The following is a 21,834-nucleotide window of genomic DNA, read 5'->3' as shown; positions in this document are numbered from 1 at the left end:
TAATCGCAAGTGGGCGGGGATGCATTACCCCCCTTTTCGTCGCCCCCGCGAAGGCGGGGGCCGCTATCGACCTGGCGCACTCTTGCCAGCGGCCCCCGCCTTCGCGGGGGCGACGATCAGGGTAAAAAGCAAGAACCGCCCGCTTCCGGGGGGAAGCGGGCGGTCTTGGGATGTCGGCGCGGACGGGGAGAGGAGGGGGGAAGGCCCGCGCCAACGGGAAGAGGAAAGCCTTAGGCTGCCTTCATCTTCGAAGTGATGACCGACACGCGGTTCGAGATCGGCGCGAAGCTGTCGTTCGTCAGCTTGACGACGAGTTCGCTGGTCTTCGAGGTCTGCGCGACAGCGGCGTCGAACGCCTTCTTGCTGTTCTCGGCATAGAGCTTGAAAAATTCGGTCGGCGACTTGACGGCGGTGTAGCCCTTCAGCGCGGCCGACGTGTCCTCGAAGCTCTTGCGAGCGAAGGCGACGCCTTCCTGGCCCAGGGTTTCGATGCCCTTGGCGGCGATCTTGCCGGCTTCGACGAACGCTTCGACGTTCGCCTTGTTGAATTCGACGGCTTCCTCGGCAAGCTTGCTCGACTTGGCGAGCGCTTCCTTCGAGCGCTCCTGGAAGTCGGCGGTCAGCGCTTCGGCGCGGGTCTTGGCGTCTTCGGCGAACTTCTTGACGGTGTCGTTCATGGTCTTGAATCCTTTGGCGGCGGCGGCAACCGGCTTCGGTGCGGCCTTGGTCTTGGGGGCGTTAGTCTTTGCGGCCGCCTTCTTGGGAGCGACCTTCTTCGCTGCCGGCTTTGCGGCTTTCTTTTGGACCGGCTTGGCCTTCGCCGCGACGGTCTTGGTCTTCACGGGCGCTGCGGCGGGGGCGGCAGCGGCCGGCACGACGGGAGCGGCCACCGGCTTGGCGGCGGTTTCCAGCGTCGCGGCTTCGAAAGCCTTTTCGGCACTATCCATCTTGGTAGCCATTCGGACAACTCCTTTATGTTGCATTGCACAATATAGGAGCGGGCAGGCAATTTCAAGAGAAAAATTGTGCGGTGCACAAAAATAGTCGGGGCGCCGGCCCGAAGGCGGTATAAAGCCCCGATATTACCGTTGCTTGACGTAGCGGCCGGGGGCGTCCTCGATCGCTTTCCTGGCGCCCTTGCCGGGGATGCGCGCGCCTTTGGCGGGCGTTTTCGCGCCGTCCTGTTCGGCGATCCAGCCGATCCAGTGCGGCCACCAGCTTCCCTTGGTTTCGGCCGCGCCCGCGACGAACTCGTCGAGCGTCGCCGCGCCATTGTCGCCGGTCCAATATTGATATTTGCCCGCGGCGGGCGGGTTGACCACGCCCGCGATATGGCCCGAGCCTGCGAGCAGGAAGGTCTTCGGCCCCGCCAGATGGTCCATCAGCCGCCAGACGCTGGCGAGCGGGGCGATATGATCCTCGCGCCCGGCCTGGATATAGGCGGGCGTCCTGATCTTCTTGAGGTCGATCGGGGTGCCCATCACCGACAGGCTGTTCGGGATGACCAGGCGGTTGTCGCGGTAGAGGTCGACCAGATATTGCCGGTGCCACCTGGCGGGCAGATTGGTGACGTCGCCGTTCCAGTAGAGCAGGTCGAAGGGCGGATAGTCGTTGCCGAGCAGATAATTGCCGACGACATAATTCCAGATGAGGTCGCGCCCGCGCAGGCTGTTGAAGGTCGCGGCCATGTAGCGGCCGTCGAGGAAGCCGCCGGCGGACAGCTGCTGGAGCAGCGCGAGATACTGGTCGTCGACGAACATCTTGAGGTCGCCCGCGAGCTCGAAATCGACCTGCGCGGTGAAGAAGGTCGCCGACTTGACCTTGTCGGCCTCGCCCTGCGCCGCGAGCATCGCGAGCGTGGCGGCGAGGGTGGTGCCCGCAACGCAATAGCCGATGGTGTGGACATGCGGCACGTCCAGCAGGTCGCGCACCGTGTCGATCGCATCGACCTGCGCCGCGATATAATCGTCCCAGACGACTTCGCTCATCGAGGCGTCGGCCGACTTCCACGACACCATGAACACCGTCAGCCCCTGCTGGGTCGCCCAGGCGACGAAGCTCTTCGCGGGGTTGAGGTCGAGGATGTAGAAGCGGTTGATCCACGGCGGGAAGATGACAAGCGGAACGGCGAAGACGTCCTTCGTCGCCGGGGCATATTGAATGAGCTGGTAGAGGTCGGTCTCGTGGATCACCTTGCCCGGCGTCGTCGCGATATTGCGCCCGACCTCGAACGCATCGGGGTCGACATGGCTGAGCTGGCCGCGCGCAAGGTCGGTCAGCATATGCTTCAGGCCCTTGAGCAGGCTCTCGCCGCGCGTCTCCACCGCGCGGCGGATGACCTCGGGATTGGTGATCGCGAGGTTGGTGGGCGACAGCGCCTCGGTCATGCTCTTCGCCGCGAACTCCATCTTGGCGCGCGCCTGCTCGTCGAGCCCGGCCATCGTGCGGGTCGTGGTCAGCAACTGGTCGGCGAGCAGGCCATAGGTCTGGCGGATCAGCGCGAAGGCCGGGTTCTGCGTCCAGTCGGGATCGGCGAAGCGCTTGTCCTTCGGCGCATCGGCGTCGGGGGCCGCCGCCGCGAAGGGCGGCTTCAGCGCGGTCAGCGAGGTCCAGAAGGCGGCGCCCTGTTCCCACATTTTCGCCGATTGTTCGGCCCACGCTTGCGTCGTCGGATTCTGCAGCCAGCTTGCGGGATCGAACAGGTTCGCGGCGGCGGTGCTGCCGGGGTTCGCCTGGGCCATCGCATAGTCGAGCATCATCTGCTGCGCGCGGCCCATGACGCTCGCCCAATGCTGCATGTCTTCGGGCGACGGCATGAAGGGATTCGGCGTTTCGGTCGTCTCGTCCCCAACCTTGTCGCTGCCCGTGTCGCTCATGCTCGTTCCTGCTGGTCAGTGCGGATATAATGCCTATAACAAGCCGCGATGCGGCTGGCGAGATTGCCGCTTGCGTCAACCTGCAATTACGAAAAGGAGTTGTTCTAGTTTCCCATGTCCGAAGATGAATTCTATCGCATCAAGCGCCTGCCGCCCTACGTCATCGCCGAAGTCAATGCGATGCGTGCGGCCGCCCGCGCCGCGGGCGAGGACATCATCGACCTGGGGATGGGCAACCCCGACCTGCCGCCGCCCGCGCATGTGATCGAGAAGCTCTGCGAAGTGGCGATGAAGCCCGACGCGCACGGCTATTCGCAGTCGAAGGGGATTCCCGGCCTTCGCCGCGCGCAGGCCAATTATTACGGCCGCCGCTTCAACGTCGACCTCGATCCCGAGAGCGAGGTCGTGGTGACGATGGGGTCGAAAGAAGGGCTCGCCAGCCTCGCGACCGCGATCACCGGCCCCGGCGACGTCGTGCTCGCGCCGAACCCCAGCTATCCGATCCACACCTTCGGCTTCATCATCGCCGGGGCGACGATCCGCAGCGTGCCGACGACCCCCGACGAAAATTACTGGCGCGCGCTCGACCGCGCGATGGCCTTCACCGTGCCGCGCCCGTCGATCCTGGTGGTCAATTATCCTTCGAACCCGACCGCCGAGGCGGTCGACCTCGCCTTCTACGAACGGCTCGTCGCCTGGGCGAAGGAGAACAAGGTCTGGGTGCTCAGCGACCTCGCTTATTCGGAGCTCTATTACGACGGCAACCCGACGCCTTCGATCCTGCAGGTGCCGGGCGCGAAGGATGTCGCGATCGAGTTCACCTCGATGTCGAAGACCTATTCGATGGCGGGCTGGCGCATGGGCTTCGCGGTCGGCAACAAACGGCTGATCGCGGCGATGACGCGGGTGAAGTCCTACCTCGATTACGGCGCCTTCACCCCGATTCAGGCCGCGGCCTGCGCGGCGCTCAACGGCCCGCAGGACATCGTCGCGAAGAACCGCGAACTCTATCAGAAGCGCCGCGACGTGATGGTCGAGAGCTTCGGCCGCGCCGGCTGGGAGATTCCGAGCCCGCCCGCGTCGATGTTCGCCTGGGCGCCGCTGCCCCCCGCGCTCAAGGAGATGGGCAGCCTGGAGTTTTCCAAGCAGCTGCTGACCCACGCCAAGGTCGCGGTCGCGCCGGGCGTCGGCTATGGCGAGGACGGCGAAGGCTATGTCCGCATCGCGATGGTCGAGAATGAGCAGCGCATCCGGCAGGCCGCGCGCAACGTGCGCAAATTCCTGGCGATGCACGGCGTCAACACGCCGTCGGTCGCGGCCGGCGGCGGGGGCTGATGGCGGCATCCGCGATCGGCGCCATCGCGCAGACGATCCAGCTCTCGGTCACGCCGGTCTTTCTGCTGGTGGCGACCGGGAGCCTGCTCAACGTCTTTACCGGGCGGCTGGCGCGCGTCGTCGACCGGTCGCGCGTGCTGTTGGATCACTGGGCAAGCGCCGAAGGGCTGGAGCATGAGCGCATCGTCGCCGAATTGCGGGTGGTCGATCGCCGCATCGACGTCATCAACAATTCGATCGCGGCGGCGGTCGCGTGCGGGATCGTCGTCTGCCTGCTCGTTGCCTTGCTGTTCACGCAGGCCTTTACCGGCCTCGACCTCAATGTCGCGGCCGCCTGGGTATTCGTGATCGCGACGCTGCTTTTGCTCGCGTCGCTGATCCTTTTCCTGGTCGAGGTGCGGCTCGCGACTCGCGTCGTTCATGTGCCGATGGAAGCGCTCGGGCTAGGGCCGGCGGGCCGGCGCGAACGGAAACGCAGCGGTCAATAGGGCGGGGCGGCTCTGGCCCGCTGCGCCGCGGCGGCGTCGATCCACCAGCCGAGGTCGTCGGCGAAGCGCGGAAAGGCGCGTTCCAGCCGCACGCCGTCCTCGCCCGCCGGTTTGCCCTCGGCATCGAAGGCGCCGCCGATGCGTGCGAGGCCGAGCGGGGTCGAGGTGACGATCATTCCCATCGCGCCCAGCGTCGTCCGCCACGCGGTGGCCGAACGCACGCCCGCGAAGGGGCCGGCCGAATAGGAGGCGATGGCGGCGGGACGCCAAGCGAATTCGGGCAGATAATGATCGACCAGATTCTTGAGCCCCGGCTGCAGCCCGCCATTATATTCGCCGACGGTGAAGACGAAGCCGTCGGTGGCGGCGATCGTCGCGGCGAGCGCGGCCATGGCGGCGGGCGCTTCGCCCGGCGGATAGTCGCTGTGCCGCCGGTCGAGGATCGGCAGGCCGACGGCCTTCGCGTCGATCAGTTCGGCGGCATCGCCGCGCGCGCGGAGCGATTCGACGATCCAGCGCGCGAGCTTGATACCCTGCCGGTCGCGGCGATAGCTGCCATAGAAGACGAGGATGGAGCGTGCCATGACGCTCTCGTGCCACGACGCGGCGATGGGCGAAAGGGGGCCTGGTAGATTTTCCGCCGTCTGCCGCTTCCCATTGCCGCGCATGGACAAGCGCCGCCTGCTCGTTAAGCTGCTTGCGGGAAGAGGGAGAGGGGACCGATATGCGGATATATCGCACGCCGGACGCGTGTTTCGCGGGGCTGCCGGACTGGCCTTATGCGCCGAAATATGCCGAGATCGCGGGCGGGCTTCGCGTTCATTATGTCGACGAGGGCGCCGCCGATGCGCAGCCGGTGCTGATGCTGCACGGCGAGCCGACCTGGTCCTATCTCTATCGCCACATGATCGGGCCCGCGGTCGGTGCGGGCTTTCGCGTCGTCGCACCCGATCTCATCGGCTTCGGCCGTTCGGACAAGCCACTCGACCGGTCGGATTACAGCTATGCGGCACAAGTGGCGTGGATGCGGGCGTGGATCGAGGCGCTCGATCTTCGGAACATGATCCTCGCCTGTCAGGACTGGGGCTCGCTGATCGGCCTGCGCCTCGTCGCCGAGATGCCCGAGCGGTTTGCCGGCGTCGCGCTGGCGAACGGCGGATTGCCCGAAGGCCAGCCCGCGCCGCGCGCCTTTGCGATCTGGCGCGCTTTCTCGCGCTACAGCCCGGTCTTTCCGATCGGCAGGATCGTCAAGGCGGGGGCGAAGCGCGAATTGAGCGCCGCCGAAATCGCCGCCTATGACACGCCCTTCCCGACGAAAGCGTCGAAGGTCGCGGCGCGTATCTATCCGTCGTTCGTGCCGCTAGGCGACAATGTCGCGGTGCCCGACCAGAAGCGCGCCTGGGCGGCGCTGGAGCGGTTCGACAAGCCGTTCCTCTGCTGCTTTTCCGACGGCGATCCGATCACGCGCGGCGGCGATGCGCTGTTCCTCGGCCGGGTGCCGGGGACGGCGGACATGCCGCACCGGACCCTGCACGGCGGCCATTTCATTCAGGAGGACGACCCCGCGGGCTTCGTCGCGGCGATCCGCGATGTGGCGGCCGCAGGCGTCAATCGCTGAAGGGGTCGCGGATCAGGATCGTGTCCTCGCGCTCGGGGCTGGTCGAGACGAGCGCGATCGGGGTCTCGATCAGTTCCTGGACGCGCTGGATATATTTGACCGCCTGCGCGGGCAGGTCGGCATAGCTGCGCGCGCCCGCGGTCGATTCGTGCCAGCCGTCCATCTCTTCATAGATCGGCTCGACCTCGGCCTGATCGGCGGCGTGGCTGGGGAAATAGTCGAGGATCTTGCCGCGCAGGCGATAGCCGGTGCAGATGCGGATGGTGTCGAAGCCGTCGAGCACGTCCAATTTGGTCAGCGCGATGCCGGTGACGCCCGATACTGCGCAGCTCTGCCGCACCAGCACCGCGTCGAACCAGCCGCAGCGGCGCTTGCGGCCAGTGACGGTGCCGAACTCATGCCCGCGTTCGCCGAGCTGCTGGCCGGTCGCATCCTCGAGCTCGGTCGGGAAGGGGCCGCTGCCGACGCGCGTCGTATAGGCCTTGGCGATGCCGAGCACGAAGCCGACCGCCGAGGGGCCGAGCCCCGACCCCGCCGCCGCGGTGCCGCTGACCGTGTTCGAACTGGTGACGAAGGGATAGGTGCCGTGATCGACGTCGAGCAGCACGCCCTGCGCGCCCTCGAACAATATGCGCGCGCCGGCCTTGCGCACCTTCTTGAGGCGCTTCCACACCGGCTGGGCATATTCGAGGACGTAGTCGGCGATCTCGGCAAGGTCGGCCTTGAGCCGCTCGCGGTCGATCGGCGGCTCGCCGAAACCGGCACGCAGCGCGTCGTGGTGCGCGGTCAGGCGGTCGATCTGCGGATCGAGCTTGTCGAGATGCGCAAGGTCGCAGACGCGGATCGCGCGGCGGCCGACCTTGTCCTCATAGGCGGGGCCGATGCCGCGCCCGGTGGTGCCGATCTTGCCCGCGCCCGCCGCGGTCTCGCGCAAGCCGTCGAGGTCGCGGTGAAAGGGCAGGATCAGCGCACAATTGTCGGCGATGGCGAAATTCTCGGGATTGATGGCGACCCCCTGGCCGCGCAGCTTTGTAATCTCATCGCGGAGCGCCCACGGGTCGAGGACGACGCCGTTGCCGATGATCGACAGCGTGCCGGTGACGATGCCCGAGGGAAGCAGCGATAGCTTGTAGGTCTGGTCGCCGACGACGAGCGTATGGCCGGCGTTATGACCGCCCTGGAAACGGACTACCGCGTCGGCGCGGCTGGCGAGCCAGTCGACGATCTTGCCCTTGCCCTCGTCGCCCCATTGCGACCCGATGACGGTGACATTTGCCATGATGCTGTCCTGCTGAACCGGGCCCGAAAACGCAGAGCGGAAGCCCGGCGCGGCCTTAGCGGATTTGGACGGAGAGGCAAGGGCGGTGGTGCAGGGATGCGCCGCTCATTTTCTTCGGTCATTGCGAGCGCAGCGAAGCAATCCAGAGCGGTTTACGCCACTCTGGATTGCCGCGCCCGGCATTGCCGGGCTCGCAATGACGTGGTTTAAGGGCGCGATGATCAATCCAGACGCCCCTTATCACGCCCACATTTATTACGACTCCGCCGAACGGCCCGCCGCGGCGGCGCTGCGCGATGATTTCGGCCGTGACCCCGCGATTCTGGTCGTCGGCGCGATGACCGACGGCGGGGTCGGGCCGCATCCGATCGCGCAATATGAGGTGCATTTCCTTGGTGCGCACCGACCGGCCGTTATGGCTGCCATCGAAGCGACCGGGCTGCGCGCGCTCGTTCACCCGCTGACCGACGACGATCTCGCCGATCATACCAGTCTTGCGCACTGGATCGGCACGCCGATTGAGCTCGACGTCACCGTGCTCGATCCGCCGGGCGTCAATCAGGGAATCCCGCGGTTCGGGGTGTCGGATTTCTAAGGGCGCGCGGATAAACCATCCTGTTCCCCCGCCTTCGCGGGGGAACACGGGACGGAGCGTCAGGCCTCTACCGGCCCGTCAGGCCCAAGCACGAAACCGCATCCCAGCCGTGCCGCCTCGTCGCCGCCGGACAGCGCTGCGACCGTCTGCCAGCCGTCGGCACGCAGGCTCGCGGCGATGGCGGGATCGTGGCCGAGGGGAAGGAAGATGCGGCGCTCGGCGCCATTCTCGCTGCCGAGCCCTTCGTCGATGAGCGGGTCGGGATAGAGCGAGAAGCCGACCGCGGGCTCTTCCTCGGTCTCGCCGACCGGGATCGCATAGCCGCCGCCGCGGCCGATCGCGTCGCCCTGGCCGGGGACGAAAATCTGGAAGCCGAACCAGCTTTGATAGGCGAACCCGTGGCGCTCGGTCGGGTCGAGCGTCAGGCTGGCGCGGCCGCGAGCGGGCGCAGCAATCGCTTCGAGCGCGTCGATCCGTGCCGCGAGAACGCCCGCGGCATCAAAGGCGCGGAGGTCGGCGAGCGCCTGGTCGAAGGGGCCGGTGGCGCGGAGCAGCGGCAGCCAGGCCTCGGCGCCGAGCCGGACGAGCGCGCCGGCATCCTTGGCATCGAGCGCGTCGCGCAGGCTCTCGACACTTGCCGCGACCGGAAGCGGGCCGCCCGCGAGCAGATCGACGACGTCGGGCAGGGTGAAATCGATGGTGACGGGGCCGATGCCGGCCGCCTCCAGGGCGTCGATCGCGACGGTGACGATCTCGCGCGCCGCGGCAACGCTGTCGCTGCCGATCAGCTCGGCGCCGACCTGCAGCATCTCGCGCGCCGGGCGAAGCTGGTTGGCGCGCAGCTTCACGACCTGCCCGGCGTAGCAGAGGCGCAGCGGGCGCGGCGCGCTCTTGAGCAGCGAGGTGGCGATGCGGCCGACCTGCCGGGTGATGTCGGGGCGGAGCGCGAGCGTGCGCTGCGACACCGGGTCGGTGAAGCGGAGCAGGTCGCGCGCGGTGCGGTCGTCATCGCCGCCGAGCGTCTCGCGAAACTCGGCGAGCGGCGGGGAGACGCGGCCATAGCCGTGCGCGCGCATCGCGTCGACAAGCGCGCGGGTGACGCGCGACGCGGCCTCGGCCTGCGCGGGCAGACGGTCGCGGAGGCCTTCGGGCAGCAGGGCAGGGGCCTTGGTCATGGGGGCTCTCCTACGCGGGGATGATCGCTAGTGAAAGCCCCTCCCCTTCAGGGGAGGGGTTGGGGTGGGGTTTCTCGGTCTTGCGCAAGGTCGATGGACCCCACCCGCTGCGCCCCGGATCAAGTCCGGGGCTCGCTGCCCTCCCCTGAAGGGGAGGGCGTATTATGGGATCAGAACGTCAGCCCCTTCACCGTCTTCACGCCGGGGAGCTGGCAGAGCTGCCACAGCAAGGGCTCGGGCATCGCCGAGTCGAGGCTGAGCAGCAGCACCGCTTCGCCGCCTGCGGCGCGGCGGCCGAGGTGGAAGGTGCCGATGTTGAGCCCCGCTTCGCCGAGCGCGGTGCCGATACGGCCGATGAAGCCCGGCGCATCTTCGTTGACGATGTAGAGCATGTGGCCGTCGAGATCGGCCTCGACCTTGATCCCGAACATCTCGACGAGGCGCGGGTCGCCGTTGCTGAACAGCGTGCCCGCGACTGAGCGGTCGCCATCGCTGGTCGCCACGGTGACGCGGACGAGCGTGTGATAGTCGCCGTCGCGGTCGTGGCGAACCTCGCGCACGTCGAGGCCCCTTTCGCGCGCGAGGTGCGGGGCGTTGACCATGTTCACGCTGTCCGAATAGCGGCGCATCAGGCCGGTGAGCACCGCGGCGGTGATCGGCTTGAGGTTGAGTTCGGCGGCCGCACCCTCGACCTCGACCGAGATGGTGGTGAGGTTGTCGTGCGCGAGCTGGCCGACGAGGCTGCCGAGCTTTTCGGCGAGGCTCATATAGGGGCGCAGCTTTGGCGCTTCCTCGGCCGACAGGCTGGGGACGTTGAGCGCGTTGGTGATGCCGCCGGTGAGCAGATAGTCCGAAATCTGCTCGGCCACCTGGATCGCGACGTTGACCTGCGCCTCGTCGGTCGAGGCGCCCAAATGGGGCGTGCAGATGAAGTTCGGCGTGCTGAACAGCGGATGGTCGGCGGCGGGCGGTTCGGTCTGGAACACGTCGAGCGCCGCGCCCGCGACATGGCCGTTGTCGAGCGCGTCCTTGAGCGCCGCCTCGTCGATCAGCCCGCCGCGCGCGCAGTTGATGATCCGCACGCCCTTCTTGGTCTTGGCGAGATTTTCCTTCGACAGGATATTGCGGGTCTGGTCGGTCAGCGGCGTGTGCAGCGTGATGAAGTCGGCCTTCGCCAGCAGCGTGTCGAGGTCGGCCTTTTCGACGCCGAGCTCGACCGCGCGCTCGGGGGTCAGGAAGGGGTCGAAGGCGACGACCTTCATACGCAGCCCCAGCGCGCGCTCGGCGACGATGCTGCCGATATTGCCGCAGCCGATCAGGCCGAGCGTCTTCGACGTGAGCTCGACGCCCATGAAGTCGTTCTTCGGCCATTTGCCCGCCTGGGTCAGCGCATTGGCCTCGGGAATCTGGCGCGCGAGCGCGAACATCATCGCGACCGCATGTTCGGCGGTGGTGATGCTGTTGCCGAAGGGCGTGTTCATCACGATGACGCCCTTCTTCGACGCCTCGGGGATGTCGACGTTATCGACGCCGATCCCGGCGCGTCCGACGACTTTCAGGTTCGTCGCGGCGGCGAGGACGTCGGGGGTGACCTTGGTGGCCGAGCGGATCGCGAGGCCATCATAGTCGCCGATGATGGCGATCAGCTCGTCCTTGGTCTTGCCGGTGATTTCGTCGACCTGGATGCCGCGCTCCTTGAAGATCGCGGCGGCTTTCGGGTCCATCTTGTCGGAAATCAATACTTTGGGTGCGGTCATGGAATTAAACCTTCCGTGTGCTCCCGCGAAGGCGGGAGCCCAGCTCCCGATGCTTGCGGAATGAAATGGCAGGAGATGGGTCCCCGCCTTCGCGGGGACACACAGACATTATTTCAGCGAGGCGTAAGCCCAGTCGAGCCAAGGCCCGAGCGCTTCGATGTCGGCGGTGTCGACGGTCGCGCCGCACCAGATGCGCAGGCCCGGAGGTGCGTCGCGATACCCCGCGATGTCGTAGGCCGCGCCTTCCTTTTCGAGCAGCCCGGCGAATGTCTTGATGAAATCCGCATCGGCGCCCGCAACCGACAGGCAGACCGAGGTCTTCGAGCGGCTGGCGGGATCGGCGGCGAGGTGGGAGAGCCAGTCGCGCTCGGCGACGATCGTGTCGAGCGCCGCGGCGTTGGCGTCGCTGCGTGCCTTGAGGCCGTCGAGACCGCCGAGCGACTTCGCCCATTCGAGCGCGAAGATCGCGTCCTCGACCGCGAGCATCGACGGGGTGTTGATCGTCTCGCCCTTGAACACGCCCTCGGCGAGCGCGCCCTTCGACATCAGGCGGAACACCTTCGGCAGCGGCCAGGCGGGGGTGTGGGTTTCGAGCCGCTCGACCGCGCGGGGGCCGAGGATCAGCACGCCGTGGCCGCCTTCGCCGCCGAGCACTTTCTGCCAGCTGAAGGTCGCGACGTCGATCTTGTCCCACGGCAGGTCGTAGGCGAACACCGCGCTGGTCGCGTCGGCGAAGGAGAGGCCTTCGCGGTCGGCGGCGATCCAGTCGCCGTTCGGAACGCGCACGCCGCTGGTGGTGCCGTTCCAGGTGAAAAGCACGTCGTTCGACCAGTCGACTTGGTTGAGGTCGGGAAGCTGGCCGTAATCGGCGCGAATGACGGTGGGATCGAGCTTGAGCTGCTTTGCCGCATCGGTGACCCAGCCCTCACCGAAGCTCTCCCAAGCGAGCGTCGTGACGGGGCGGGCGCCGAGCATCGTCCACATCGCCATCTCGAAGGCGCCGGTGTCGGAGCCTGGAACGATGCCGATGCGGTGCGTGTCGGGAAGCTGCAGCATCTCGCGCATCAGGTCGATGCAATGTTGGAGGCGCGTCTTGCCGATCTTGGCGCGGTGCGAGCGGCCCAGCGATTCGGTGTTCAGTTTTTCGGGGGACCAGACCGGCGGCTTGGCGCAGGGACCGGAAGAAAAATAGGGGCGCGTCGGGCGCACCTGTGGCGTCGGCACTTCACTCATCATAGTCTCTCCTTGCAGAGAGCGCGCGCGGCGTTGGGACCGCGTGGCCCGGCGCCGCGTTTAGGGAAGGGGGCGCAACTGTCAAACAAAATGCGTAAGCCGCGCGAAATTTTCGACGAGCCGTAAAAAGGTATACGGCTTGTTAACGATATCGTCGGTATTTTGACGCCATGCCGATTCCGCTTTTCCTCAAGGCCCGAATCCTGGTCGCCGCGACCGCGATGCTAGCGCTAACCGCCTGTTTCGGTGCGCCCGAGGTGATGAAACAGAGCGGCGGAAAACGGACGGCCACGACGACGTCGACGCCTCAGCGTCCGCAGATCACCGGAGCGCCGTCCTTCACCAGCGCCGAGGCGCAGCAATGCGCCTTCGACCTCAAGCAGGCCGGGGTGCGTTTCACCCCGCTACCGAACCAGGATCATGGCGGCGGGTGCAGTTCGATCGATTCGGTGAAGCTGCTCGACATCGGCACGCCGGTGACGAACCTGGGGCCGATGACCTGTCCGCTCGCGCGCAACTTCGCGGCCTGGGCCCGCTATGCGGTGAAGCCCGCCGCGCGCCAATATTTCGGGACCGAGGTCGTGAAGATCGAAACCTATGGCACCTATAGCTGCCGCAACATCTATGGCGGCCGCTCGGGCCGGCTGTCGCAGCACGCCTCCTCCAACGCGATCGACGTCGCGGGCTTCGTGCTCGCCGACGGACGGCGGATCATGCTCGACGGCGGGTGGAAGGGCGACAAGGCGTCGCAGGACTTTCTGCGCGCGCTGCACAAGTCGGCGTGCCGCCGCTTCGGCACGGTGCTGAGCCCCGATTATAACGCCGCGCATTACAATCACTTCCACCTCGACATGAGCGGGAACGGCTATTGCCGTTGACGGACGATTTTCCGCGCAGCTTCGCTGGCGACTTTTGCCCCTAACCATTGCTTTACGCGCGTGGCATAGACTGCGCGCATGGCGGACCCTGTCTTTTCCCCTGAGGCCCATGCGGCCTTCGGCGCGGCCTATCCAGGCGTGCCGACGCATCTGACGCATCAGATCGCCGGCCACCCCTTGCTCGAACTCGGGGCCTTGCAGCAACTCGCCGGCCGGCTGCGTCCCGAAAGCCTGGAGCATAATGCGGCGGTCGACCTGCCGCTGGGCATTTCCAACGCCGATACGCCCGCCAACGGCCTGTCGGTGGCGGACACGATCGCGCGGATCGAGCAATGCGGGTCGTGGGTCCTGCTCAAGACGATCGATCAGGATCCGGCCTATGCCGCGCTGATGCGCGAAGTGCTGGGCGAGATCGAGCCGCTGGTCAAATCGCGTACCGGCGCGATGATGCGGCTGGAGGGATTCATCTTCATCTCTTCGCCGCGCGCGGTGACCTCGCTGCATTTCGACCCCGAATATAATATATTGTTTCAGGCGCGCGGCTCGAAGACGATGACGCTGTTCCCGACCGCCGATCCCGACATCATCGGCCAGCCCTTCTTCGAGCAATATTTCGCCGGGGGCCCGCGCAACCTGCCCTGGCGTGAGGAATGGGCGGCACGCGGCCGGGCGATCGACATCGCGCCGGGCGAGGCGATCTATGTTCCCATACTCGCGCCGCATTGGGTGCAGACGCACGATGCGGTTTCGGTATCGCTGTCGCTGACCTGGCGCAGCGAATGGAGTTTTCACCATGCCGACGCCTGCCGGTTCAACCGCCGGCTGCGCGCGCGCGGGCTGAGCCCGGCCGCGCCGCGCCTTTACCCGCGGAACAATCGCCTGAAATCCTATGCCCAGCGCGCGCTGGCGCGGATCGAGACGAGGTTTCCGCCGCGATAGCCGGCCCCGGCTTGGCAAAGCCGCGCGAAGCGAGTAGCCGCTCGCTAATGGCAAAAGACAAGCAACCCCACCGTTCGCGTTTTCACAAAGCAAAAGACGACGCGCAGTTCGCCCAGCAGGCGACCACCACTCCGCAAACCGCCGATCCGGCCTACAAGCTCGCCTTTCAGGACAATGAGTTCCTGCTGCGCGAGGATTTGCGCCCGGTGCGCTTTCAGCTCGAGCTGCTCAAGCCCGAACTGCTGCTCGACGAAGCGAAGATCGAATCGACGCTGGTCATCTATGGCTCGGCGCGCATTCCCGAGCCCGAGACGGCCGACGGGCTCGAAGCCGCGGCGACCGACGACGTCCAGCGCAACATCGCCCGCCACCTCAAGGCCAAGGCCAAATATTATGACGAGGCGCGCCAGCTCGCGCGGCTCGCGAGCCAGGTGCCGTGCGACGAGGACGGCTGCCGCCACTTCGTGGTCTGTTCGGGCGGCGGGCCGTCGATCATGGAGGCCGCGAACCGCGGCGCCGCCGACGAGGGACGCGAGTCGATCGGGCTCAACATCGTGCTGCCGCACGAGCAGGCGCCGAACCGCTATGTGACGCCGTCGCTGAGCTTTCAGTTCCACTATTTCGCCTTGAGGAAGATGCACTTCCTGTTGCGTGCCCGCGCGGTCGCGGTCTTTCCCGGCGGTTTCGGCACTTTCGACGAGATGTTCGAACTGCTGACGCTGATCCAGACGGGCAAGATCAAGCCGATCCCGATCGTGCTGTTCGGCAAGAAATTCTGGAACCATGTCGTCAATTTCGACGCGCTGGTCGAGGAAGGCGTCGTCAGCGCCCGCGACCTCGACCTGTTCCAGTTCGTCGAGACCGCCGACGAGGCGTGGGCGATCATCCAGGCTTTCTACGCGAACAGCGAGCATCACTGACGGTCGGTGCGCCGGGGATCGGCGGCGTTCCTGTCTCAGGCTGCGGTGAACCCGGCGTCGATGGTCAGCACGGTGCCGACCGCCGAGGCCGCTCCCGGGGAACTCAGCCATAGGATTCCCGAGGCGATTTCTTCGGGCGTGCTCGATCGGCCCAATGGATAGAGCGCGCCTCCCCCGGACGGGGCGGACCCGTCGTAGGATGCGATGATGCGCTCCGCCATCGGGGTCTGCACGCCTGCCGGGCATACCGCGTTGATACGCACCCCCCGCTTTGCATATTGCAAGGCGGCGCTGCGGGTCAGGCCGATCACCGCATGTTTGGACATGCTATAGATGGCCGATCGTCTGGAGCCGACCAGCCCGGCGCCTGAAGACAGGTTGACGATGCTGCCGCCCTCGGAATTTTCGAGCATCGCCGAAATCTGGATCTTCATGCAATGCCACATGCTGCGCAGGTTGATGTCCATGACATGGTCGTAAAGCGCGCCGTCTTCGTCGAGGAGGTCGCAGGTCTTCCCTTCGACTCCCGCGGCATTCACCGCGCAATCGAGGCGCGACCAGCGCCGGCCGATGGCATCGGCGACCGCCTGGACGGCCGCAACGTCCGTCAGGTCGCAGGCGCATTCCAGACACTCGCCGCCTTGCGTCCCTATGGTCCGGGCAACCATCTCGAGCCCCGAACGATCGACATCCAGAAGCGCGACGCGGGCGCCGGCTTCGGCGAAAGCGAGCGCCGTGGCCCGGCCGATACCCGATGCCGCCCCCGTCACGAGTGCCACCTTGCCCTTGAACGGCATCGCGCGTTCCCCTTGCTGCAATTAGCCCGTGGTCGCCAGGCCGCCATCGACGTCGACGATCGATCCCGTCATGTAGGGATTGGCGGCGCAAGCCAGTATCTGGAACGCGATTTCCTCGGGCCGGGCGGCGCGTGCCATCGGCACCTGGGGGGCGGGCGCATTCGCGCCGCGTGCTGCGCGCAGCATCGGAGTGTCGACCAGTCCGGGCGCGACGCAATTGACCCGCACGGGCGCGAATTCGGCCGCGAGGACGCGGGTGAGCGCCTCGATCGCGGCACTCGCGGCCGCCACCGGCGCCCGGCCCGCGCGCGGGCGCCGCGCCGCGGCTCCCGACACGAGCGTCAGCGAACCCGCATCGGTCAGCCGCGCGAACCGGGCGACTATATAAGGCCCCCAGAATTTGGAAGCGAAGGTCGCCCGCGCCGTGTCGAGCGGCAATTCGCGCACGGGGGCGGAACGGATCGCCGCGGCGGTGACGACGATATGGTCGAAGGGGGATCGCTCGGCAAAGAAGACCTCGACCGCCGCTTCGTCGATCATGTCGAAGGCGGCATATTCCGTGTCCGCACCGATGCTTGCGGCGGCTTCTGCGGCGCGGTCCGGGTTTCGGCCCGCAACACTGACCTTCGCGCCATGGGTAGCGGCAAGCCGGGCGGTGGCGAGGCCGATTCCCGAACTTCCCCCGACGACGAGAAACCGCTGCGACGCGAAGGCGGCAAAGCCAGGTGTTCCGCTCATGCCCAGACCTCTGCCATCTCCACCGCCTCGCGCATCTGGCGGCGGCCGAGCGCGAAGCAGGCCGCCGCGAACAAGCCCAATACAACGCAGGTCAGCGCCATCGCCAGCCCCACCTTCGCGGGGTCATGGAAGATCAACTCGGTGCAGGTCGCGACGACGGTCGGGCCGGTTCCCGCGCCGAGCAGGGTGACGACGAACAGATAGATCGCCGACACCGTGCCGCGGAGTTCGTTGGGCGTAACGATCTGGATCGATGCCGACGCCATGCCGCCGATCGGCGCGAGCAGCTTGAGCACCGTATAGAAGAGGAAGAAAAGGACGATGCTGGACGAGGAAAAGCCGATCGCGCCGCACAGCGCGATGGTCAGCGACAACCACACGGCGAAGCGGAAATGTGCGTCGCGCACCCCGCGCGCCATCTGCCGGTCGACGAACATCCCCATGCCGAGCAGCCCCGACGAGCCGGCAAGAGCGGTCAGTGCCGCCATGGTGAAGCCGGTCTGCGTCACCGACCAGCCGAAACCGCGCATCAGATGCGCGGGCACCCAGGCGATCGTGCCATAGGCGATTGCGGCGACCGCGCCATAGCCGAGGAAATGGCAGGTGAAGAAGCGGCCGCGCTCGGCGATGAAGCGAAACGCCTCGCCGAAACCGGCCTTGCCGCCGCCCCGCAGACCGCGCCGCACCGGCTCGGGAAACAGGAAGACGAGCAAGGCGAAGGCGATGCCGGGAAGCCCGGTGACGATGAAGACGAACTGCCACGGCCGCACTTCGCCGACCAGCGGCAGCGCAAGGCCGCCGTCGGCGGTCAGCGCCATGCCGATCACCAGCCCGCCGATCGCGAAGGCGATGGCTTGCCCGACGATCGAGCCGATCGCGAAGACCGACATGGCGGTGGTGAGCTTTTCGCGCGGGAAGAGGTCGCTTAGCATCGAATAGGCCGACGGCGCGAGCGCTGCTTCGCCGAGCCCGACGCCGAAGCGCGCGAGCAGGAGGTGCCAGAAATTACGCGCGAGGCCGCACGCCGCGGCGGCAATTCCCCAGGCGATCACCCCGACGCAGATGATCTGGCGGCGCGGGAAGCGGTCGACCAGCCAGCCGAGCGGAATGCCCATCACGGCATAGCAGAGCGCGAAGGCGAAGCCCTGGAGCAGGCTGATCTGGAAATCCGAAATCGCCAGGTCGCGGCGGATGTCGTCGACCATCAGCGAGATGATCTGGCGGTCGAGAAAGGCAACCGCGCCCAGGATGAAGAGGACGGCGACGGCGCTCCACGCAACCGGGGAGGAGGGGTATTCCTCCCCGGTCGCGGGAGCGGCGCGGAGCTCGGAAGGGCTCGCGTCCATGCCTAGTAGCTGAAGCCGATCCGCACCCCATAGGTTCGCGGCGCGGCGTAGCGGTCGAACACGGCGGGCTCGCCCACCAGCCCGTTCGGGGTCGACAGCTTGCCCGACCCGATGCCGTTGGTGACATAGAGGACATCGAAGATGTTCTGGACATAGCCCGCGACATACCAGCTACCGCGATCGTAACGGATCTGGGCGTTGGTCATCCATTGCGGGTCGACCGAATGCGTCTTGTATTCGAACGGCGTCCAATAGGTGCGCGAGCGATAGGCGGCATCGACGTGCAGCGACACTTCGCCGCCCGCGACCTCGCTGGGGATCGTGTAATCGGCGGCGATGCTGCCCGTCGTCCCCGGTGCGCGCGGCAGGCGGTTGCCCTTTACGTCGACGAGCGCGGGCGCGTTGGGTGAATTGCAGGGGCCGATGACCGAATCGCACAGGATCGCCGACCCATATTCGCTGTGGAGCAGCGACAGGCCGAAGGTTAGCCGCAGGTTCGGCGTCACCGCCCAATTGCCCTCGGCATCGAGGCCCCAGATCTTCGCCGTCCCGGCGTTGGTCACGACGCGCTGAAGATTGGCGAGCGTCTGCGAGACCTGAATGTCCTTGTAGCTGTAATAGAAGCCCGACAGGCTGGTGCGCAGCTTGCGGTCGAACAGGCTGGCCTTGATGCCGCCTTCATAGGACCATATGCTCTCCGGCTTGAAGGGGTTGAGCGGGTTCTGGAGGTTGAACCCGCCGCTTTTGAAGCCGCTCGTCGCGTTGGCATAGAGGAGCACGTCCTCGCTCGGCCGGAACTCGACCCCGACGCGCGGCGAGAAGCTGTCCCAGCTTGCCTTGTTGCTGACCCACGGCACCGACGGAATGATGCGAAGCTGGCGATAATCGCGCTTTTCGTCCGAATAGCGCAGGCCCGCGCTGATCGTGAACTGCGGCGTCACGTCCAGGCTGGCATCGACGAACACCGAATAGGCGTCGGTCTTGCCGTAGCGGTCGTAGGACGAAAGGCCGCCCGCATATTGATACTGAAATTCGCGGGCGTTTTCATGGAAATAGTTGAACCCCACGATGGCGTGAAGCGGCTTCGACGGGTCGGTCGCGAGATAGGTTTCGTGATAATAGGAGGTCGAGGTGGTGATATCGCCGAGATAGGAGCCCTGATAGGGCTTGCCGTTGACGATGCCGGGCGGCAGCGCGACCTGGTCGAGATCGAGGAAGGTCGGACCCGAATCGAAATGGCGGCGGCTCGTCACCGATTTGACCGTGCCGATCCCGGTGTCCCAGCGCAGGTGGAGCGACTGACCGTCGTTCTCGATCGGTTGCGCCGCGCCGATGTCGCCCATCACCTTGCGGGGATCGTCGACATATTGGTCGACCGGCGAGATCAGATACCACCAGGATTTGGGATTGCGGATCTTCAGATAGTCGGTGTTGTTCGAATTGCTGTAGTCGGCGCGCAGGATCGCCTCGAAATCGGGCGACAGCTTCCAGCGCAGCGCCGCGCGGACGCCGGTCGAGCTTTGGCCCTGCATCCGCTGGCCCAGATAGATATTCTCGTTATAGCCCTTGTGATAGGCCGACTGGACCGAGACGCGCAGCGCGAGCGTGTCTTCGACCAACGGTGCGTTGATCGACGCGCGCGCGGTGAGGGCGCTGTAATTGCCGAACGAGACGTCGGCCTTGCCGCTCGGCGTGAAGCTGGGGTCGGTGGAAATGATGTTGATCGCACCGCCGGTCGCGTTGCGGCCGTAAAGCGTCGCCTGCGGCCCCTTGAGCACCTCGACGCGCTCGACGTCGTTGAACTCCTGAAACACCTGGATGCTGTTCGGAACATAGACGCCATCGACATAGGTCGCGACGCTGTTGCCGGCCGAGATGCCCTGAAGGTTGTTGCCGACGCCGCGGATATAGATCTGCGCCTGCTGGCCCGAATCCTTGGCGATCATCAGCCCCGGAACCTGATATTGCAGGCCGCCGCTGTCGCTGATCCCCGATTTTTCGAGCTGGGTGGATGACAGGGCGGAGATGGATGCCGGGACATCCTGAAGCGAGGATTCGCGACGCATCGCGGTGACGACGATGTCCCCGTCCCGATCTTGCGCGCCTGCTTCGGCGGCCTGGGCGCTGGCATCCGTGGCCGCCGATTGCTGGGCCTGCGCGACACCCGCCGACATCAGCATGGTGCTTGCAATCGCAAACGTCGAAACGCCTTTTCGCAACATATCAACTCCCCTGTATGCCCTGTGCTCGAAGGGCCCATTGCCAATAATAGTTAGTATTCGAAGTATTTTGAATTTTGTCAATGCAGCGGGCGAAATTTTTCAATACACTGAAATATATCGTTTATTTTTTGTCGAGCATCATCGGCCATGCTTCATGGGGCTCCCCGACAAAGGGAGTAGGAAGGTCGCAAGGCGTTCGGGTAGCGTTTCGGGAGCGGAGGTCGCTCAATCGATCCCGTCGCTCGATGGCCCGCTCGTGCCGGGCGCAGCCGAGGTCCGTCCAGGCCGGACCCGATGCAAAGAGGCTAGGCCGATTCGGGTTTGGGCGGGCAACTCGTCACGCCTCGATACCCCGTGCCAGGCGAGGTCTATTCCGACTGCGCTTTCAGATAGAGGATCAGCGCCTTGCGATCCGCGGCGTCGGCGATACCGGCAAACGCCATGCGGGTGCCGGGAAGCGCCTTCATCGGCGCGGTCAGGAAATGATCGAGCGTAGCTTCGTCCCAGGCGCCGCCCTTGGCCTTCATCGCCCCCGAATAGGAAAAGCCTTCGTGGCTGGCGACCGCGCGGCCGACGACGCCGTGAAGGTTCGGGCCGATGCCGTTCGATCCGCCCTTGTCGATCGTGTGACACGCCATGCAGCGTTTGAAAATTTGCTCGCCCATCGCAGCGGTCGGTTCGATCGCCGGCGCCGGTTCGGACGCCGGCGCGCTATCGGTGGCCGCCGTGGCGTCGGGTGGCGGTTCGGCCTTGCCGCAGCCAGCAAGCATCAGCGCGCCCGCCAGCAGGACGGGCGCGCGGCGCATTATTTCTTGGCTTCGGCCGGTGCAGGAGCCGCGGCAGCGCCTTCGGCTGCCGGAGCGGCGGCCGCGGCTTTATCCGCACCTTCGGCAGCCGGGGCAGCGGCCTTGTCGCCTTCGGCCGGTGCGGCGGCGGCATCGCCCGCGGGCGCCGCTTCGGGCTTCGGCAGCGGCAGGTTCGAACCCTGCGCGTTCAAATAGACGATCAAATTGGCGCGGTCTTCGGGGCTCGACAGGCCCGCGAACGACATTTTGGTGCCGGCCGCGAACTTGCGCGGGCTGGTCAGCCAATGGTCCATCTTGTCGAAGTCCCAGTTGCCGCCGACATTCTTGAGCGCGTCGGAGAAGGCGAACCCGCCCTTGCCCTGGCCGATCGCTTCGCCGAGCGTGCCATAGAGGTTGGGGCCGATGCCGTTGGCGCCGCCCTGGTTGATCGTGTGGCACGCGGCGCATTTCGCGAACACCGCTTCGCCCTTCGCGGCGTCGGCCGCGGCGAGCAGGTTGGGAAGCGGAACGGCCGCCGCGCCGCCGCCGGCGCCGCCCTCGGCATCCTCGATCGGAAAGCCCGGCTTTTCGGGATTATGGCTGGCGAACAACATGCCCGAACCGATGGTCAGGCCCAGCGCGCAGATGCCGGCGAACAGCACCCAGCCGGCAATAGTGTTGTTGCGATTGTCCATGCTTGCAGCCCCGTTCGCTAACGCCCGCCCATGGGCGCGTCTATGATTTGGACGCTCCCTTACTGGGGCCGGGAGCGCGGCGCAAGGGGATGAAATGCGCGGCGGCGAGGGAGCGCGAAAAGCCGAGCATGATTTTGCTTTCCCCGTCACCCCGGACT

Annotated in this window: 20 protein-coding genes; 7 read left to right on the top strand and 13 right to left on the bottom strand. The window is 66.3% G+C overall.

Annotation, left to right across the window (positions count from 1 at the left end; genetic code table 11):
• Nucleotides 1–230 precede the first annotated feature (230 nt).
• Together OJI97_RS18625 and OJI97_RS18620 are read right to left on the bottom strand one after the other, a co-directional pair.
• Nucleotides 231–959: a phasin family protein gene (locus tag OJI97_RS18625; protein ID WP_297665995.1), complete on the bottom strand. Its 729-nt coding sequence runs from the start codon at nucleotides 957–959 to the stop codon at nucleotides 231–233.
• A gap of 123 nt (nucleotides 960–1,082) precedes the next feature.
• Nucleotides 1,083–2,876, bottom strand: a complete 1,794-nt coding sequence (locus tag OJI97_RS18620) for an alpha/beta fold hydrolase (RefSeq protein ID WP_297665993.1) — start codon at nucleotides 2,874–2,876, stop codon at nucleotides 1,083–1,085.
• A gap of 114 nt (nucleotides 2,877–2,990) precedes the next feature.
• Between OJI97_RS18620 and OJI97_RS18615 the strand changes: the two genes are divergently transcribed.
• The gene (locus tag OJI97_RS18615) at nucleotides 2,991–4,211 is read left to right on the top strand and encodes an LL-diaminopimelate aminotransferase (protein WP_297665992.1); all 1,221 of its coding nucleotides are present in this window, start codon (nucleotides 2,991–2,993) and stop codon (nucleotides 4,209–4,211) included.
• Nucleotides 4,211–4,699, top strand: coding sequence for a DUF2721 domain-containing protein (locus OJI97_RS18610; RefSeq protein WP_297665990.1), 489 nt, complete (start codon nucleotides 4,211–4,213; stop codon nucleotides 4,697–4,699). Before OJI97_RS18615 ends, OJI97_RS18610 begins: the two co-directional genes overlap by 1 nt.
• Here the strand turns inward: OJI97_RS18610 and OJI97_RS18605 are convergent.
• Nucleotides 4,693–5,283, bottom strand: coding sequence for an NADPH-dependent FMN reductase (locus OJI97_RS18605; RefSeq protein WP_297665988.1), 591 nt, complete (start codon nucleotides 5,281–5,283; stop codon nucleotides 4,693–4,695). The genes OJI97_RS18610 and OJI97_RS18605 overlap by 7 nt on opposite strands.
• Before the next feature lie 140 nt (nucleotides 5,284–5,423).
• On the opposite strand from OJI97_RS18605, the gene OJI97_RS18600 reads away from it, so the two are divergent.
• Nucleotides 5,424–6,317, top strand: coding sequence for a haloalkane dehalogenase (locus OJI97_RS18600; protein ID WP_297665986.1), 894 nt, complete (start codon nucleotides 5,424–5,426; stop codon nucleotides 6,315–6,317).
• Here OJI97_RS18600 and OJI97_RS18595 read toward each other — a convergent pair.
• Nucleotides 6,307–7,596: an adenylosuccinate synthase gene (locus OJI97_RS18595; RefSeq protein ID WP_297665985.1), complete on the bottom strand. Its 1,290-nt coding sequence runs from the start codon at nucleotides 7,594–7,596 to the stop codon at nucleotides 6,307–6,309. The two genes, OJI97_RS18600 and OJI97_RS18595, sit on opposite strands and share 11 nt — an antisense overlap.
• A gap of 85 nt (nucleotides 7,597–7,681) precedes the next feature.
• Between OJI97_RS18595 and OJI97_RS18590 the strand changes: the two genes are divergently transcribed.
• A complete protein-coding gene (locus OJI97_RS18590; RefSeq protein WP_297665984.1) occupies nucleotides 7,682–8,191 on the top strand; it encodes a DOPA 4,5-dioxygenase family protein in 510 nt (169 codons plus the stop codon).
• A gap of 59 nt (nucleotides 8,192–8,250) precedes the next feature.
• On the opposite strand, the gene OJI97_RS18585 is transcribed toward OJI97_RS18590, so the two are convergent.
• From OJI97_RS18585 to OJI97_RS18575, 3 genes are all read right to left on the bottom strand, one after another.
• Nucleotides 8,251–9,366, bottom strand: a complete 1,116-nt coding sequence (locus tag OJI97_RS18585; RefSeq protein WP_297665982.1) for an ATP phosphoribosyltransferase regulatory subunit — start codon at nucleotides 9,364–9,366, stop codon at nucleotides 8,251–8,253.
• Nucleotides 9,367–9,536: 170 nt separating this feature from the next.
• On the bottom strand, nucleotides 9,537–11,123 hold the full coding sequence (gene serA / locus OJI97_RS18580) for a phosphoglycerate dehydrogenase (protein ID WP_297665980.1): 1,587 nt from the start codon (nucleotides 11,121–11,123) through the stop codon (nucleotides 9,537–9,539).
• A gap of 108 nt (nucleotides 11,124–11,231) precedes the next feature.
• Nucleotides 11,232–12,356, bottom strand: coding sequence for a phosphoserine transaminase (locus tag OJI97_RS18575; protein WP_297665978.1), 1,125 nt, complete (start codon nucleotides 12,354–12,356; stop codon nucleotides 11,232–11,234).
• Between the two features lie 170 nt (nucleotides 12,357–12,526).
• On the opposite strand from OJI97_RS18575, the gene OJI97_RS18570 reads away from it, so the two are divergent.
• From OJI97_RS18570 to OJI97_RS18560, 3 genes are all read left to right on the top strand, one after another.
• On the top strand, nucleotides 12,527–13,234 hold the full coding sequence (locus OJI97_RS18570) for an extensin family protein (protein ID WP_297665977.1): 708 nt from the start codon (nucleotides 12,527–12,529) through the stop codon (nucleotides 13,232–13,234).
• 78 nt (nucleotides 13,235–13,312) lie between these two features.
• Entirely contained in the window at nucleotides 13,313–14,173 is an 861-nt protein-coding gene (locus OJI97_RS18565) for a cupin-like domain-containing protein (RefSeq protein ID WP_297665976.1), read from the top strand.
• Between the two features lie 47 nt (nucleotides 14,174–14,220).
• Nucleotides 14,221–15,093 (top strand): LOG family protein, encoded by an 873-nt coding sequence (locus OJI97_RS18560; RefSeq protein ID WP_297665975.1) that lies wholly within the window; start codon nucleotides 14,221–14,223, stop codon nucleotides 15,091–15,093.
• A gap of 35 nt (nucleotides 15,094–15,128) precedes the next feature.
• On the opposite strand, the gene OJI97_RS18555 is transcribed toward OJI97_RS18560, so the two are convergent.
• From OJI97_RS18555 to OJI97_RS18530, 6 genes are all read right to left on the bottom strand, one after another.
• Nucleotides 15,129–15,890 carry an SDR family oxidoreductase gene (locus OJI97_RS18555; RefSeq protein ID WP_297665974.1) on the bottom strand — a complete coding sequence of 254 codons (762 nt, stop codon included), beginning with the start codon at nucleotides 15,888–15,890 and terminating at the stop codon, nucleotides 15,129–15,131.
• Nucleotides 15,891–15,911: 21 nt separating this feature from the next.
• Nucleotides 15,912–16,628 (bottom strand): SDR family oxidoreductase, encoded by a 717-nt coding sequence (locus OJI97_RS18550; RefSeq protein WP_297665972.1) that lies wholly within the window; start codon nucleotides 16,626–16,628, stop codon nucleotides 15,912–15,914.
• Nucleotides 16,625–17,974, bottom strand: a complete 1,350-nt coding sequence (locus tag OJI97_RS18545; protein WP_297665970.1) for an MFS transporter — start codon at nucleotides 17,972–17,974, stop codon at nucleotides 16,625–16,627. Before OJI97_RS18545 ends, OJI97_RS18550 begins: the two co-directional genes overlap by 4 nt.
• A 2-nt stretch (nucleotides 17,975–17,976) precedes the next feature.
• A complete protein-coding gene (locus OJI97_RS18540) occupies nucleotides 17,977–20,148 on the bottom strand; it encodes a TonB-dependent receptor (protein WP_297665968.1) in 2,172 nt (723 codons plus the stop codon).
• 416 nt (nucleotides 20,149–20,564) lie between these two features.
• Nucleotides 20,565–21,002 carry a c-type cytochrome gene (locus OJI97_RS18535; RefSeq protein WP_297665967.1) on the bottom strand — a complete coding sequence of 146 codons (438 nt, stop codon included), beginning with the start codon at nucleotides 21,000–21,002 and terminating at the stop codon, nucleotides 20,565–20,567.
• Nucleotides 21,002–21,676 (bottom strand): cytochrome c family protein, encoded by a 675-nt coding sequence (locus tag OJI97_RS18530; protein ID WP_297665966.1) that lies wholly within the window; start codon nucleotides 21,674–21,676, stop codon nucleotides 21,002–21,004. The genes OJI97_RS18535 and OJI97_RS18530 overlap by 1 nt, the downstream gene beginning before the upstream one ends.
• Nucleotides 21,677–21,834 lie beyond the last annotated feature (158 nt).

Source organism: Sphingopyxis sp. (assembly GCF_025869345.1).
Lineage (GTDB): Bacteria > Pseudomonadota > Alphaproteobacteria > Sphingomonadales > Sphingomonadaceae > Sphingopyxis.
This window is presented reverse-complemented; position numbering and strand designations above follow the sequence as displayed.